General features: G+C 52.9%; 14 protein-coding genes. 2 read left to right on the top strand and 12 right to left on the bottom strand.

Going from position 1 to position 16,581, the window contains the following annotated elements; genetic code table 11:
- Positions 1-114 precede the first annotated feature (114 nt).
- Positions 115-2,526 (top strand): PAS domain S-box protein, encoded by a 2,412-nt coding sequence (locus KGZ92_10270; protein ID MBS3889650.1) that lies wholly within the window; start codon positions 115-117, stop codon positions 2,524-2,526.
- Positions 2,527-2,533: 7 nt separating this feature from the next.
- Here KGZ92_10270 and KGZ92_10275 read toward each other — a convergent pair whose 3' ends face one another.
- Complete coding sequence (locus KGZ92_10275) at positions 2,534-3,004, bottom strand: NAD(P)H-dependent oxidoreductase (protein MBS3889651.1); 471 nt, start codon at positions 3,002-3,004, stop codon at positions 2,534-2,536.
- A gap of 222 nt (positions 3,005-3,226) precedes the next feature.
- Between KGZ92_10275 and KGZ92_10280 the strand changes: the two genes are divergently transcribed.
- Positions 3,227-5,674 (top strand): chemotaxis protein, encoded by a 2,448-nt coding sequence (locus KGZ92_10280; GenBank protein MBS3889652.1) that lies wholly within the window; start codon positions 3,227-3,229, stop codon positions 5,672-5,674.
- Positions 5,675-5,738: 64 nt separating this feature from the next.
- On the opposite strand, the gene KGZ92_10285 is transcribed toward KGZ92_10280, so the two are convergent.
- The 11 genes from KGZ92_10285 to KGZ92_10335 form a co-directional block, all read right to left on the bottom strand.
- Positions 5,739-6,560, bottom strand: a complete 822-nt coding sequence (locus tag KGZ92_10285; protein MBS3889653.1) for an alpha/beta hydrolase — start codon at positions 6,558-6,560, stop codon at positions 5,739-5,741.
- 5 nt (positions 6,561-6,565) lie between these two features.
- Positions 6,566-7,885, bottom strand: coding sequence for a 4-hydroxybutyrate--acetyl-CoA CoA transferase (locus KGZ92_10290; protein MBS3889654.1), 1,320 nt, complete (start codon positions 7,883-7,885; stop codon positions 6,566-6,568).
- A 21-nt stretch (positions 7,886-7,906) separates the two neighbouring features.
- Entirely contained in the window at positions 7,907-8,800 is an 894-nt protein-coding gene (locus KGZ92_10295) for an alpha/beta hydrolase (GenBank protein ID MBS3889655.1), read from the bottom strand.
- A gap of 2 nt (positions 8,801-8,802) precedes the next feature.
- Positions 8,803-9,825 (bottom strand): 3-oxoacyl-ACP synthase, encoded by a 1,023-nt coding sequence (locus KGZ92_10300; GenBank protein ID MBS3889656.1) that lies wholly within the window; start codon positions 9,823-9,825, stop codon positions 8,803-8,805.
- A gap of 32 nt (positions 9,826-9,857) precedes the next feature.
- On the bottom strand, positions 9,858-10,877 hold the full coding sequence (locus tag KGZ92_10305) for a branched-chain amino acid ABC transporter permease (GenBank protein ID MBS3889657.1): 1,020 nt from the start codon (positions 10,875-10,877) through the stop codon (positions 9,858-9,860).
- Positions 10,874-11,743 carry a branched-chain amino acid ABC transporter permease gene (locus KGZ92_10310; protein ID MBS3889658.1) on the bottom strand — a complete coding sequence of 290 codons (870 nt, stop codon included), beginning with the start codon at positions 11,741-11,743 and terminating at the stop codon, positions 10,874-10,876. The genes KGZ92_10305 and KGZ92_10310 overlap by 4 nt, the downstream gene beginning before the upstream one ends.
- A gap of 30 nt (positions 11,744-11,773) precedes the next feature.
- Positions 11,774-12,484, bottom strand: coding sequence for an ABC transporter ATP-binding protein (locus KGZ92_10315; GenBank protein ID MBS3889659.1), 711 nt, complete (start codon positions 12,482-12,484; stop codon positions 11,774-11,776).
- A complete protein-coding gene (locus KGZ92_10320; protein ID MBS3889660.1) occupies positions 12,468-13,241 on the bottom strand; it encodes an ABC transporter ATP-binding protein in 774 nt (257 codons plus the stop codon). The genes KGZ92_10315 and KGZ92_10320 overlap by 17 nt, the downstream gene beginning before the upstream one ends.
- A 27-nt stretch (positions 13,242-13,268) precedes the next feature.
- A complete protein-coding gene (locus tag KGZ92_10325) occupies positions 13,269-14,492 on the bottom strand; it encodes a substrate-binding domain-containing protein (GenBank protein ID MBS3889661.1) in 1,224 nt (407 codons plus the stop codon).
- A gap of 134 nt (positions 14,493-14,626) precedes the next feature.
- Positions 14,627-15,199, bottom strand: a complete 573-nt coding sequence (locus KGZ92_10330) for a TetR/AcrR family transcriptional regulator (protein ID MBS3889662.1) — start codon at positions 15,197-15,199, stop codon at positions 14,627-14,629.
- A 173-nt stretch (positions 15,200-15,372) separates the two neighbouring features.
- Positions 15,373-16,578, bottom strand: coding sequence for an electron transfer flavoprotein subunit alpha (locus tag KGZ92_10335; GenBank protein MBS3889663.1), 1,206 nt, complete (start codon positions 16,576-16,578; stop codon positions 15,373-15,375).
- Positions 16,579-16,581: the final 3 nt, after the last annotated feature.

The following is a 16,581-nucleotide window of genomic DNA, read 5'->3' on the forward strand; positions in this document are numbered from 1 at the left end:
AGGGGTGTCTCCCCAGCCTTGTGCCGAATTCTTTTAACCATGTAGCGCACTAGTTAAAGGATTTTGCTTAACATTGTCGAAATATGTTGCACTGTAGCTCAGAGGAGGTCTGGTGTGGAAAACCCAAAGAACTGCTTCACAACTCTTGTTGAGGCCATAAAGCATGTACCAGATGCCGTTATGGCCATCAACACTGCCGGAAAAATTACCTTGTGGAACCCGGCTACAGTAAAGCTCACAGGGCTATCGCCTGAGGAGGTGCTAGGCCAAGGTTATGAAGTCTTCTCCTTGGGTTTTTACACCACAGCACGGCCTCTCTTACTAAACTACTTGCTTCGCCAGGAAGACCCCCCAGGAGGGGCCTACCTCTGGTCGCGGCGTGAGGCAGCGAGCATAATCGCCGAGCAGTTTGCCCCACAAGTGAATAATGGTGCTGGGGCACATCTCTGGGCCCGGGCTTCCTTGCTTGTTGACGACGCGGGTGTCGTAATCGGCGCAACCCAAGTTATGATCGACATCTCCGAAAGCCGTCGGCAACAACACGCCTTGCAAGCACTCACCGAGGAAATGACCGCCACTACCATCGAGCTGTCGGCGACTAACGAGCAACTGCTAGTCACTGAAGCAAGTCTTCGCCAGCAGTATAATGAGCTAAAACGCACTACGGCCCAGCTTGAAACTGCGCACAGCCAAATGGTAGCGGTGATAGAGCACGCGCCTGATGCTTCCTTTGTTATAGATGCCGATAAAAAGGTCATTGCCTGGAACAGGGCCATGGAGCATTACTCAGGTGTGCCCAAGGAGCAAGTGCTGGGCACAAAGAACTATGCTGCCGCCATCTACCAGTCGCCGCGCCCTCTGTTGATTGACTTTGTCGGGCACCCCGAAGAGGAAGTGCGCGCCTACTACGGCGAGTTCTTTCGCGAAACAGAGAATGGCGTTTTATATACTGAAGGTGTACAGCCGAATGTCTACGGCGGTAGAGATGCCTATGTGGCTGTCATGGCTGCGCCGCTACTCGATGCAGCGGGCAACATGGTGGGCGCCATTGAGTCCATCCATGACCTCACTTTAATGCGCGAAAAAGACGCTGAACTACGTGCGAGCGAGCAGCTACTGCGCGAAGTTACTAACCATATGAGCGATTTACTGTGTAAAGTATCGAGCACCGGCATTGTCGAATACGTCAGCCCTTCATTTCTTGAGGCCGCCGGGATATCCCCCTCCGAAGTAATCGGCCATCATTACACAAAAAGTATACATCCCGACGACGCCCCCACGCTTAAACAAATAGGTATAGATCTCTATTCCGCTGACTCCCAAGGGAGTCAGCGCGTAGAGTTTCGTGCCCGCAATGTTCAAGGCATTTATCGCTCGCTTGACGGACAAGGCAGCGTGATACGCGACGGCGCCGGCGAAGTAACGGGGGCTGTCTACGTCCTCCGCGATGTAACTGAGCGCAAGGCTTATGAAGAACGCCTAGAGTTCCTAAGGCGCCGCGACACCTTGACCGGCAGTTACAACCGCAGTTACTTCGAGGAACAGCTAGAGAGCTATTGTGACGCAGCGAATTTTCCGCTGGCCATCATTGTCTTAGATCTCGATGGCCTTAAAGCCGTCAATACAACCCGCGGCCATCACTGCGGCGACATGCTGCTACAAGCCATGGTCAGTGTGGTCGGCAAATGCCTTGCTCCCGAGCATTTTCTGGCGCGTGTCGGGGGCGACGAGCTAGCTATTATTCTCCCGAACTCATCCGCAGCAGAGGTAGAGGAAGTTTGCACAGCTATTGAAACCCGTGTCACCGCCTACAATTTGCAGTTCCCAGCACTGCCTCTAAGTGTCTCCCAAGGCTATGCTCTCAGCGAAACGGTTACTCCCCTCAAGGCACTCTTCGAGCGCGCCGACACGGTAATGAACCGCAAAAAACTCACCCACCGCCATAGCACTCGCAGCTCGCTCGTGCAGACGATGATGAAGGCCCTTGAGTCGCGCGACTACATCACCGAAGGCCATGCCGACAGACTGCAGGACCTAGTCACCGCCTTGGCCAAGGGTCTCTCTTTATGCGCGTCAACCATAACGGAACTAAGGCTACTAGCGCAGTTTCACGATATTGGCAAAATCGGCGTGCCCGACAGGATACTTTTTAAGCCGGACAAACTAACGCCAGACGAAATGAAAGAGATGCGTCTCCACTCAGAAATCGGGGCTCGCATTGCCGAAGCCTCGCCTGACCTTGCACCTATCGCCGATTGGATTCTTAGACACCACGAGTGGTGGAATGGCGCAGGCTACCCACTTGGCCTGCGGGGCGAAGAAATACCCATCGAATGCCGCATCCTAAGTATCGCCGACGCCTATGATGCTATGACCAATAACAGGCCCTACCGGCGCGCCATGTCGCACGAAGCAGCCGTTAAGGAGCTTTGGCGTTCTGCGGGCGAGCAGTTTGACCCCCACCTTGTCCCCCTCTTTACGGCCTTACTCGAACAAAGTATGGGGACGCATCTTGTTCCCCAGTAAGCTCGCCTCATCCAAGTTGTGCTGCGAAGACCTTGGCTTGGTTGACGCTCTCCGTGACAAACTTGGCCCCCATGCGCACCCCTAGTTCTTGCCCTACACTGCCTAGAGAGATGGAGCGCATATCTTGCAGAGAAGTACCGGGGCCGCCGCCATAGGTGCAAAAAATATGGACTTGCTTGCCCTGTACCGCGGCGGACTTAAGAAAGGTGCGAATGGGTGGGGCCATTGTGCCTGCCCAGACCGGGGTACCCACTACCACTACATCATAATCATCATAGTCTACTAATCCTCGCTCTAGCTCCGGCTCGGACTTAAACACTGCTTCCTTGCCGCCTTTAAGATAAAGCCAAGCGCCGCGCAGAGGGTACTGCCTGACTGGCACCAACTCCGTAAAGTCAGCCCCCATTTCTTTAGCGATAGCCTTCGCTACAAGGCGAGTGTTGCCCGTCAGTGAAAAACAAACCACTAATTTCGCCACGCCTATCATACCCCTCTCCCATCTCACGTCTACATAACTAGTCTACCAAAGATGCGCCAGTTCTGAATAGCGCGTTCTTACTTTAGCTACGAAAGTTGCGCAGAACTACACACCAGGCAGGAAAATCAGTGGCCGGTGTGTAATAGATGTGCCATAGATATTATTGCCAAAGTAATTTTCATTAGCATCGCAGCAGGGACTAGGAAACGGAGGCACAAATCGATGTTTGGATTTCGCAAAGGGGCACAGAGTCCCGCCGCACACAGCGCTACAGCCAGTAGGGTCACCGCAAGCCGCAGTGTGGGCCTTCTAAAACGCAATCAGCGTTGTATCTCTAACAAAATAGTAAAGAACATGGCGGGCATTGTAGACGTTACAGATAATCTGCTCGAGATGACGGATACCATTGGTAATTATACGCAAATCCAAATGTCCTCAATTGGCAAAGTTGTCGACGAGATAACCAGTTACTCGGCTTACACGGAAGAAGTTTTAGCCAACACCGAAAGCTCCATGCAGCTTTCGCGCCAGACCATGGGCGTAGTGGATGAAGGCCACAAAACGGTGGATAAATCTCTCCAAGCCATGCGCGACATTGAGTTTGCGGTGGCCGAGGCGCGAGAAGTCGCTGCTGTGCTTGCTGATAGAGCGGCCGCCATCAATAGTATGCTTGAGGTAATCAAAGACATCGCCGACACTACCCGCCTGCTCTCTCTTAATGCCGCCATTGAGGCGGCACGTGCGGGTGATGCTGGGCGTGGCTTTGCCGTCGTGGCCAAAGAAGTCAAGCGCCTCTCTGAGCGGAGCGTTGACTCAGTGAACGACATCTACAAGACCATTCAACAGATCACGCAGAGCGTCGACAAGACACAGAAGGCCCTCTCTGTCATATTGGACAGAGTGGGCATGGGGACCTCAGCCGCTACCGACACCACCAAGGCCTTTCAGGCCGTGCTGGAATCCGTGCAGAGCAGCAATAGGGCTTTTGCCGAAATTAGCGGGGCTGTGTCCACGCAGACGGCCAGCCTAGAGAAAATCGTTACTTCTACCGAAGAAATGAGTCACACCTTTGACAAGCTCATGGCGATAGTGGAGACCACTTCTGTTTACGCCCATTTCACTAAAAACACCGTGGTGGCCATGGAAAATACTTCGTCTGAGCTAGTTGATATCTCCACTAAGCTCATGGCCGAAGTCAACCAAGCGGAAGCGAATAGCTCGCTGACCATTAACCTGCCCTACGCGCCCTCGACTTTTGACCCCCACCTAACTTCTGAGTTTTACGGGGCACAGCTCCTGTCTAATGTTCATCTTGGCCTGCTAGGAAGCGACTCACAGGAGCGCATCACCCCTGGACTGGCCAGCAAGTGGCATTTTGAGCAAGAGAAACTGACCTGGACTTTTTACCTGCGCAAAGGCGCTAAGTTTACTAATGGCAGAGAGATAACGGCTGAGGACGTCAAGTTTTCGCTCGAACGCTTAGCGGACCCTAAGCTTGACTCCCCCGTAGGCTGGGCGCTAGACTGCGTTCTCGGCGTACAAGAGTTTAGAAAAGGCCAGGCTCGCGATGTTTCCGGCATAAAAATCATAGACCGCTACACGGTGGCCATTAAGCTACATACGCCTTATGGTGGCTTTTTAACAGACCTCGGGCAATTCTTTGCCGGGGTTGTCGCCAAAGAGGAGCTCGCTCAAGGTAAAATCGTGGGCTGCGGGCCCTACAAGATTGTCGAACAGTCTAATGAACGTTGTGTACTTGAGGCCTTTGCCGATTATAGCAAGGGCGAGCCATTTATTAAGCAGCTTATCTTTAAGTACGGAGACAAGGGCCTAGCTGAGGGCTTTAAACGCGGCGATTATGATCTCTTGTGGCACGAAACTGCCACCGTGCCGAACGAACTAAAAGGGCAACCGAGAACCGTGTCCATCACTGAAAGCATCATGGGCTACTACTACATTGGTTTCAATCTAAAATCAGATCACCCCCTGGTACAAAACAAAGAATGTCGCCGCGCGCTCTCCATGGCCATAAACAAGGAACGCATGGTGACCACCCTACTAGGTGGCATGGCCTCTGTGGCTAAGGGCCCCATACCGCCTAACCTCATTCCCAACCATGGCCTTAGCGGGCTTGACTACAACCCCAAACTTGCACGCGAAATAATAGAGCGCCATGGCATCCGCAATCTTAAGCTACGCATGCTGATGCGCTCTGACGCTAGCGGCGCTATCTTCAACCCCATCGCCGAATACTTCATGGAAGACCTGCGGGCCATTGGCATTGACTTTACTACGGAGTCTGTCACTCGCCCCGAGTACAGCAAGACAGAAACGCTGCAAAAAACGGATGTTTTCCTGCTGCGCTGGGTAGCAGATACACCCGACCCCGACAACCTCGTCACCCCCTTCTTTCATTCTAAGAACTCGCTCAACTACTTCAGCTACCACAACTCTGAAGTTGACCGCAAGCTAGACTTAGTCAAAGGCACTATTAACCCCAAGCGGCGCTTTGAAATATTTGGCGAAGTACAACAGCTGGTGTACAACGATGTCCCCGCTATCTTCCTCTACCATCAATCGATTGGGGCTACCTTTGGCGACAAGCTGAAAAACGTGGCCATAAGCCCTAAGGGTATCTTGAAGTGCGAAGACATCTTGCTCATCGACTAGCAGAACTGAATTGCATCTAGTGAAATACAAGGGGACGGCCAATATGGCTGTCCCCTTTGTCATGCTACTGCCGAACAATATTGAGATCTAAATTGTTGTTAACAAACCCGAGTACGACGAGAGAAAACTCCCGCGGTTTTTCATACATGGAGGCATGTCCACAGGCGGGGATGGTGACATGCAGCGCCCGTGGCAGGCGGGAAAGCATTTCCGCTTGCATCTCTATAGGCGTAACTTCATCGTATTCGGCTGAAATGAGCAGGGTATCTACTACTACTTCAGGCAGACTACTAACCAAGTTTACGTTTTCGGCACTAGCCAGTAGCCGTAAAGTAGCCTGCGCCACAGCCGGAGAGAAATTCTGGGCAAAACCCAGCTCACGCCTCCGTAGCCAGGCTAGCTGCTGATTATAAAATGGGCGCGAATAGATGCGCGGCATCGCCGCCCGAAAGAATGCCGCCACACCGCCTGCGTCTAGCGCCTGCGCCCACCCAGCCCCCACATCGCTAAGCCACGCATCTACGCGGGCCGTGGTGTTGGCCAGCACCAGCTTTGTTACCCGCTGGCTATGTGTCAGCGCCAGGCGCAGTGCCACTTGCCCGCCATAAGAGATGCCTACTACATGTGCACTAGCTAGCCCGAGGTGATCTAGGAGCGATAGCGCCACCTCAGCCTGCAACTCTTGCCCATAGGCCTGTTTCATTCTGCTTGATTTACCCTGGTCAAGAAAATCTAGGAGCAACAAGCGATTGTGCCGCGCAAAAACGGGTATAAAGGGCTCCCAACTAGCTGTGCTCATAAAAACCCCATTGAGTATGAGTAAAGGGCTGCCTTCGCCGTGGTCCTCATAGAAGACTTGTTGGCCCGCAAAAAGGAAGTATGGCACGACAATTACCTCCTAGCTAGATATCCCAAGCTCTTGGCCTCACTCACCAGCCGTTCACGAAAATTTGGGTGGGCTATGGCAATTAGCCGCCGCACCCGCTCACGCACATCAGTCCCGCGCAGAGCCGCGATGCCGTATTCGGTAACGACATAATCGACGTCATTGCGCGAGAGCGAGACTATGGCCCCGGGCTTTAGAGTCGACACTATCTTTGATATCTCTTCGCTCTCCCCCGTTTGTTTGTTGTTTACTTGTGCGGTCGAATAGAGGGCAATAAATGACCGCCCGTTTTTGGCGCGCTGGGCTCCTACGGCCGTATCTGTTTGTCCGCCTGTGCCACTGTACTGCACAGGCCCGATCGATTCGGAGCAGCACTGTCCCGTAAGGTCGACCTCTAGCGTGGTGTTGATGGAGACCTGATTATCGTTCAGACCGATTACTGCTGGGTCATTAACATAGCCACCATCTAAAACGATAACAGAAGGGTTATCATCAACAAAGTCATATAGCTCCCTTGTGCCGAGGGCAAAGCAGCAAACCGACTTGCCAGGATGGAGAGTTTTGCGTTTATTGGTGACCACCCCGGCCTTAATAAGCCTCATTAACCCTGTGGTCAGCATTTCAGTATGAATGCCCAGATGTTTCTTTGCTAGCAGCGAGGCAGCCACGGCATTGGGTATGCCCCCAATGCCCAGTTGCAAACAATCGCCGTCGTTGACCATGGCCGCAATATACTGCCCTATCGCTAAATCTTTGTCACTAGGAGGCGTTTCTGGCAGTTCCGGAATGTCGTAATCAACCTCGATGAAGTAATCAACGTCATCTACATGCACCTCGCAGTCGCCAAAAGTGCGGGGCAGCTTGGGGTTGACCTCGATAATGACAAGATCGGCTGCGGCGAGCATGGCCTTTTCGTAGACATTGCTCAAGGAGAGAGAAATGTACCCGTGTTTATCGGGCCTAGTGCCCGTGCCTACAAATATTTGCGGGCCTACGTGTGCCAGGCGCTTGCTGCTGGCCAAATGGAGGTGATTGGGTATAAATGATATATGGCCGTGCGCATGCATCTTACGCATCGCCCCTGTAAAGAACCAGCCCGCCATACGAAAGGTGTCTGTGTAGGCAGGGTTCATAAAATACTCGGCACTTAGCATCGGCAGGCAAGTCGTCACATTGACCTGGCTGACCCGCGAGGCAATGGTGTGCAACTCGGCCAAAAAGGCCCTGGCCTCTGCCGCAGCTAGGCCCGTCACAATTACATCGCCTGATTTAACTAAGCCTAATGCCTGCGAAACGGTAACCACTTTAGAGGAATAACTATACATGTGAGGCCCTCCTCCTTTTCTCTAACCCAAGAAGGTCTGCATGGCTTGCAGTAGCGCAGGTAGATTGTCCGTCAGTGGTGAGTGTCCGCATTCGGGTATGATCAGCAGGGTAGCCAACTGCCCCAGCAAGGACGCTGTCGCCATGCTTTCTGCCGCCGGCACCACTAAGTCATTCTCCCCATGCAAGAGCAGTACGGGGGATATAATTTGCCGCAGGCGATTGCTACCCATACAGACTCCATTATCTTGGTCGGTCATGTTGAAAGTGACCAAAGCATAATCTATGTCCACTAGGTTCCGTTGCTTCAGCATGCCATCTAGGTAGCGCTCATATCTCTCGTAGCTCGGTTTATTTCTCGTGTAAATGAGTGAATCCCAAACAAAACGCAAGAAGGCCCTATTTTCTGCCGCATAGGCCTGCAAAATTGGTAAGACCTGTACTGCGTCATTGGCTATTTCAGCTCTAGTTTTCAATTGTTCGCTTAAAATGGCCTGCCCGAAAGCATCCTTGCGATACATGGGGTAGCCCTTTACGCCCACCGAATCGATCAGGACAACCTTTTCGACTGCCTGTGGGTAGGCAGCAGCCAATTCAAGCGCTACACCGCCCCCAGTTGACCAACCGACAACTGCATAGGCGTCTAGCCCTAGTAGCCGCGCCGCCTCCGCGATGTCTGTTGCTAAATCCTGCAAGGAAGTTATCGCTCTGTGGTAGGTGGAGTCGCCAAAACCTCTTAAATCGAAGGCATACAGCTTGTAGTCGTCGGCAAGACTTTCGAGGAGCAGGTCAAAATGTAGCGACGAGCTCATATTGCCATGTAGTAGCACGACAGCTTTGCGACCCTGTCCTGCCGTGCGGTATGTCAGTACCTCTCCGTTTGCCAGCGCAATGTGACCGACAGCATCATTGTTCATCTTCACTGCTCACCCCAGCGCACAATAGCCGCGCCCCAAGTAAAACCCGTGCCCGCGCCAAGCAGGGCCACTATGTTGCCGCTTCGTAAAGCCCCTACTTTCTCGGCTTCCATTAAGCCAAGGACAAGGTCAGAGGCCTGCACATGCCCATAGTCCGAGAGATAGTAGCTCTGCGATGGAGAAAGACCAAGGCGCTGCAGAATCTGTTGGTGCACTGAAGGTTTAACATGAATTGGTACTAGAAAATCAAGGTCGGAGAGCCGCAGGCCGGCGCTAGCAAGCGCCCCCAGAACTACACCTTCGAAATTGTCTATGCTGACAGGGTCGAGATACTCTTTCATCTCCGCCCCCTCGACCAAGTCAATTTTGTAGTCGTCGGCAGCGGCACAGCCATAGTAGGACGGCTCTACAGAGCCCCCCGCCTGGATCTTGATATGACGATGAAACCTGCCGTCCGTTAGATGCTTCTCGGCCAGCAAAACATTCTTGCGCAAACCCTTTTGTAGCAAGGCTGCCCCTGCCCCATCGCCAAAATCGTACATAAACCGCACTCTCGGATTCCCATAATCAATGAGATGCGATTCTTTACTGCCCCCTACGAGTAGCACATGGTTAATCGCACTGTCGGTCAACATCATGGCTTTAGCGACCTTTAGTGCCATCGTAAAACTAGTACAGAGGGACATGATCTCTGTGGCGAAGGCATTTCTGGCCCCGAGCTCTGCTTGAATCTTGGCCGCACAGGACCAGACTGGGTAATCTTTATAGGCACTGCCAAAATAGATGATGGCGTCAAGCTGCAGGGGGTCAAAGCCTGCTAAAGCACGTCGAGCGGCCTCTATGGCCATGTCGGACACATGCTCATGCACTCCGGCGATGTGCTTTTTGTGGACCCCTAGCTTTTGTTCAACTGTAGAGACGGAAAGTCCGCTCTTTGCGGCTATATCGGCGCTCGTCTCAATTGCGGTGGGCAAGTAAAAGCCCAAGCTGGCGATGCCGACATGGTTTGTCCCTTCGATACTCAAAGCAGTTCCCCTCCTGATGATTCCATCAATTATCAATTCCGGCCAGCCCGCCGTGCCCAGGTGTCCCGCAAACGAAAGTAGAGACCGACTATGCCTGTAGGCATGAAGAGCACTACAAACACATATATGGCGCCAAAGAAGAGCAACCAACGCTCAAAAATGGGGTGTAGCGCACGCAAACCTAGGAGGTAGAATTGTGCTAGTTGCACAAAGGCGGTGCCAACGATGGCCCCGTAAAGAGTCCCCGTACCACCCACAATAGTCACCAAAAGGGCATTGAGTGTCTGCTGCACGGTCAATAAATCGGTATTAGCAAAACGACTAGAGAGGGCAAACATCACCCCCGAGAGGCCGCAGGCGATGCCGGCAACCTGTAGCGCCACCAACTTGTATGCTGCGGTGTTGTACCCAAGGAAGATAGCGCGCTGTTCGTTTTCGCGAATAGCCATCAACACCCGGCCCGTCGGTGACAAGATAAATTGCCGTAGCAGTAGCATCATGACCACCATAAACACCAGGGCATAGTAGTAGAAGGTCACGCGGTCGCGCAGAAAAATAGGAATAGGAAATGTAAGGCCGTCCGCCCCATGGGTAACGCTGCGCCATGTTTCTGCTAGGTGTCTCACTATCTCTCCTAAGGCCAGTGTTATCATGGCGCAAGCAACTACACTGCCGCCGCGAAAAGCTATTTTTCCCATCAGGAAGGCTGCGGCCATGGAGTATAGTACGGCCCCCACAAAGGCTAGGAGCAGCATGGCTGGGCTGACACCGAAATTGGCAAAGACAATGCCCGCGATATAGGTGCCCCCGCCAAAAAACAGAGCATGCCCCAAATTGATGATGCCCGAATAACCTCGCAAGAGGTCGTAACTCATGCCAAATACGGACAAAACAAATATTCGCGTCAACAGAGTGACAATGACTAGGCCCACAAGCTGTGGCATGACGAGAAGCACTGCTGCCAACAGAGTGAGCGCTAGCGGTAGTAATAAATCAAGTTTACCTGAAGCCAACGCCTTGTAATTAGGGAGCTTAAACAGCGGACTGTTCATCGCGACTTGCCCTCCCAACCAAAGAGCCCTGTCGGCTTAAATACCAAAACTAACGCCATCAGTAGCACATTTACCACAACGGCCGCCGGAGGGAAAAACCAAGCCACTAGAGCCCCCGTAAGCCCTATGAACAGGCTCCCCATCGCTGTGCCCACGAAACTGCCCATGCCACCGATAACAACTACGATAAAGGCCAGCACTTGATTATCCATACCCATGCCAGACCAAACACTTCCTACCAGAGGCACATAGAGTGCACCACCTAGGGCTGCGAGAGCTGCCCCACCGGCGAAAACAAAAGAGAAATATTTGGCGATGTCAATTCCTAGGGCGCGCACCATTTCTGGTGATTGCACCCCGGCCCGCATCACCATACCAATGCGCGTGCGGTTGATGAGCAGGTGGATCCCTACGGCCACCGCCAAGCCGACGCCAATAAGAAAAAGACGATATTCAACTATCCGTATACCGAGAATAACCACCATCCCATCAAGCAGGGACGGCCTCAGTGCCGGTAAAGCGGTAGCGCCCCACAAGAGGCGCGCGAGATCTGTGAACACAATCATAAGCCCGAGAGTAATGAGAATCTGTGCCGTCACCCGTCCATATACTGGCCGGATAAAGAGCCTTTCAAATATAAGACCCATCAGCCCTCCAACGGCCACCGCGGCGAGCAGTCCCAACCAAAAACTGCCCGTTTGCGCAAACACCCACACGCTCGTGTAACCACCCCACAGAAACATGGTCCCGTGGGCAAAATTTAGGATCCCCATCATCCCTAAAATAATTGAGAGACCCGCCGCCATCAGAAAAATGAGGGCGGAATCAGCCAGGCCATTAATGAGCAAGATGAAAAAAGTGTCCATCGCTCTACCTCTCCCCCACGAAGGTCGTCGTTACGCTCCGACGCTCAAATACTTGTTCTGCATCTCCTCATCTAACTCTAACTCGCGAACGATACCACTTTTCACCGATTTGCCGCTATCTAGTATGTAGTAGCGATCCCCTACGGCACAGGCTAGGGCAAAATTCTGCTCGACGAGGATGAGCGTGCTGCGCTTTTTTACTTCTATAAGAGCCTCCGCTACTCTATCGACGATGATGGGCGCCAAGCCCTTGCTGGGCTCATCAATGAGTATAATCTTGTTATCATTGATGAGCGTTCTGGCGATTGCTAACATTTGTCTTTGACCACCACTCAAGTTAGCGGCAAAGCGGCGATAAGCGACCTTGAGATCCGGAAACAGATCTAATGCATAGGCCAGGCGACCCCTAGTTTCACTATCTCGTACATGCATGGCCAGCTGCAGGTTTTCTTCCACTGTCAACATATTAAAAACAACACAGTCCTCAGGCACATAGCCAAGACCATAGCGTGCAATGCGGTGCGTTGGCAGACCCGCCAGCGACGTTCCGCCCAGTTCAATCTTGCCCCCCTTTAGTGGCAATAGACCCATAATGGTGCGCAAGGTGGTTGTCTTGCCTGCCCCATTGCGCCCAAGTATCACCACTGCCTCACCCGCATATACCGCCAGTGAAACGCCCTGCACGATATGAAAAGGCCCTATAAAAGATGATACTTCCTCTAGGTTAAGCACCGGCCTCAACATACTTCCCCCCTCCTAGGTAAGAGGCGCGTACAGCAGCGTCTTGCGCTACCTGCTCCGGCTTACCGCTGGCAATGATAGACCCACTGGCCAGCACGATCACGCGGTCAGAAAGACTGCTCACCAGTTCCATTTTGTGCTCTATCAGTACCGTGGTCATGCCCTCCTTGCGTTTGATATTGGACAAAAGCTCGTACATGGCCGGCACATCCTCGAGCGCCATACCCGCAGTTGGCTCGTCAAGCAACAACACCTCTGGCTCTAGTGCCATGACCATCGCCAGCTCGAGTTTTCGCTGCTCGCTATGTGTCAAGTGGGCCGCCAAGTGCGCCCTTTTTTCCATGAGGCGCACATCAGCCAGCATGCGTTCGAGTGCATCATTAACGACCGCATAACTGTGAAAAGGCCTAAACAACTTGATTCCCACGCGAAAACGCGACTGTATCGCCAAGCGAATATTCTCCTGCACAGTCAGTGCCGGAAAGAGATTTGTCAATTGAAACGACCTGCCCAAGCCCATGCGAACACGTGCCACAGGCGATAGATGAGAAATATCGATGCCCTTAAGGAAAATCTGCCCACTACTCGGTCGCAGCAAGCCGCTAATCAGATTAAAGAGGGAGGTTTTGCCTGCCCCGTTCGGACCAATGACGGTGGTGAATTCTCCCTGCAGAATCTCTAGGCTGACTTTGTCAACCGCCTTATGACCCCCAAAAGCAAGTGTCAGATCTTTTGTCCACAGTACCGGGTTTGACACGGCAACTCCTCCCTCTTGACAGTTATGTTATCGTACGGCTCCTGCTGGCACAGTAACCGGTGGTGCTATGCGCCCGGCTTCAATTACGCGCACCAGGACAGGCACAGGGTGATCTACTCCTTCTACTCGCGTGAGTTCAATTTCAAAGAGTGGCTGCATCGCCTGGTGGTCCTCGCTTCTAAACCACCTGAGCCCCGTAGGTGTCTGGAATTCCATGCCCCGCATCGCATTTATTAGCGTGTCGGCATCAGTCACCCCGTTCGTCTTCTTCAAGGCCGTGACTATAGCGGAGGCGGCGGCCATACCGCCCGAGACAAAGATGTCCGGAGGTTGGTTATTGTGGTGCTTCTTATGTTCAGCTATCAGCCAGTCATTCATGGGGTTCGTTGGGGGTACGCTGTGGTAGTAAACTGTGAAGCCGCGCATCCCCACCATGTCGTTCATCAAGCGTAGGGCTGCTATTTCGGGGGCTCCCGTGACGATTTTGGTGCCAGCACCTTGTACATCAAGCTCCATAAGCTGCCGCCATGGGTTATTGGCGCCGGCCCACACCACGAAAAGATAATCTGGCTTGGCCTCTTTAATGCGCAAAATAAACGAAGTAAAATCGGTGGCCGTCGCCGGGGCAAATTCTTGCAGCACAACACTCGCGCCGCGCGCCATAGCTTGGGGCACAAAGGGTGTTACGGCGGCACGCCCAAAGGCGGTGTCTGGCGCAAAGGTGGCTATGCGCACTCCGGGACGCGATACAATGTCGGCCATGGCGGCAGCATCTTGCGCCGTGTTGCGTCCGCTACGAAACACATATCTGTTCCAGAATAGACCTGTGATAACATCCGCTGCGGCAGGTTCAACGACAATGACTCTTTTAAACTCTTGCGCCAGCGGTAAGACGGCCAAGGCGTCGGCAGAAGAAGTTGGGCCGACTAAGAGGTCGACCTTATCTTGCTCGAGCAGTTTGAGCGCTCTTTCGCGAGCCACATCGGGAACTGTGGTCGTGTCTTCCCAAATTACTTCGATCTTACGGCCCCCTACTTCCATCGTGCCGTCAGTGGCATACTTAAGCCCAAGCTCAAAACCACGGCGCATTTGCTGGCCGTAATCCTGTAGTGCACCACTAAGCGAGGCTAGTGCGCCGATCTTAATGGGTGGTTGCGCGGGTGTGGCTACCTCACGCGGGGCACAGCCTACTAGTGTTAATGCCAAAACGAGCCCAACTACTACTACACCAAGCAGTTTTCTCCTCAACAAATTCCCCTCCTTAATTTGTTTGTCGCTTACACCTCGAGAAACTACACCTGTTCCTAGTACACCTCCCTCTCCATTACACCGACAGAAGGAACCGACAAAATGGCGACAACGGGGACAGTTCTTTTTGTCGCAAATTACCGACAAAAAGAACTGTCCCCGTTGTCGCTGTCGGCGCGCACTCCTGCCTTAGGCGCGATGCCGTGATAGACAAAATCCATCAAAGCATCGAGATCCTCATTACTAACCTCTTTTTTCTCCCACAGAATCCAGCGCAGCCCCATAAACTCACCCATACCCATCAGGCAGTAGGCGACCGTAGAGGGGTCTATGGCGCGAATTTGTCCGGTCTCTATCGCTGCCTGTAACCCGGCAATATAGCCCTCGGCAATAGAACGGTAGTGTCGCTGGTAGAGCTCATTGTCCACGAATTCCGCTTCGCGGATGATGCGATACAGATTGCGGTTCTGTTTAGCATAGGCAAAGTAGGCCCTAAACCCTTCGCGCTCAATATCTAGCCGATTGTCTAAATCGGCAACTTTAGCTCGAATAGCCCGACGTACTTCGCGCGTTAGCTTATCAACTAGAGCACGATATATCTCTAGCTTGCTGGCAAAGTAAATGTAGAACGTCCCTTGGGCCACCCCTGCCCGCATGGTAATCTCAGCCACGGAAGTAGCATGATACCCCTTAGTACCAAACAACTCCATGGCCGCCTCAAGCAATTTTTGGCGGGTTAAATCTCCCTTGGTGAGCGTTTGTGACACATGACTCACCTCTCATATTTGATAATATTATTCTATTACTAATTGCGCGAAAAGTCAACTAGAGAGTCTATTAAAAAAGCCCCCCTACAAGGGGAGCTTTTGTGAATTAACGCTGACTATGGCTGTTTTTTGGCATTTTGCTCGTCTATGGCGGCGATAAGTAGCGGCACCACCTGATGCACGTCCCCCACTATGCCATAGTCGGCAACTTTGAAGATGGGCGCGGCTGGGTTCTTGTTGATGGCCACGATCACCTGGGAGCCTTGCATACCCGCAACATGCTGGATAGCACCCGAAATGCCGCAGGCAATGTAGAGCTTGGGGTGGACAGTTTTTCCGGTTTGGCCAACTTGATGCGCTGACGGGAGCAACCCGGCATCGACTGCCCCACGCGAGGCACCAACCACGCCGCCGAGTTTGGCCGCGAGCTTTTCGAGCAGAGCACGACCTTCCGCGCTCCCCATGCCGCGTCCACCAGAGACGACTATTTTGGCATCCTCGAGATTGACCACTTTGCCCGCTTCTTTGACAATCTCCCTGACGATGGTACGCACGGTGACTTCCTGGCTGTGGTAGCTCTCGCGCACTAACTGACCGCTCTTTTGGTAGTCAGGCGTGATCTTCTTCATGACGCCAGGGCGCACGGTTGCCATTTGTGGGCGGTGGGCTGGGCAAAGAATGGTAGCCATCAAATTTCCGCCAAAGGCAGGGCGCGTCTGTAGTAAAATGCGCTCTTCTAAGTCAACACTTAGCTCTGTGCAATCCGCGGTAAGCCCGGTAACAAGGCGTCCGGCCACACGCGGGGCGAGGTCGCGACCAATATTGGTGGCACCCATGAGAATAATCTCTGGCAGATGCTTCTTCACCAAGCTGACGAAGGCGGCTGTGTAAGTCTCGGTGCGATAAAGCTCAAGCTCTTTATCTTCTACGAGGTAGACTTTGTCCGCGCCATAAGCGAAAAGGTCTGGCGCCAAGTTAGAAACGTCGGCCCCAATGAGTACTGCTGAAAGTTCTACACCGAGAGCGCCGGCCAGTTTTTTGCCTTCGCCGAGCAATTCGTAGGCGATGTTTAGCATTTGTCCTTGGCGTTGCTCGGCAAAAACCCACACTCCCTGGTAGGACTGGGGAGTGCATTCCTCACAAGCCTGCTCTTCCTCGCGATAGATGGCCGTGACGGGGCAAATCTCTAGACATGCTCCACAGAGAGTGCACTGATCGTTAATGACCGCAATCCCCTTGACCATGTCAATGGCAGCAAAGGGACAGGCAGGCACACATAGGGTACACCCGACGCATTTATTCTTGTCAATAATAACAGCCATTGT

This window comes from Bacillota bacterium (assembly GCA_018333655.1).
In the GTDB taxonomy this organism is placed as follows: domain Bacteria; phylum Bacillota; class UBA994; order UBA994; family UBA994; genus BS524.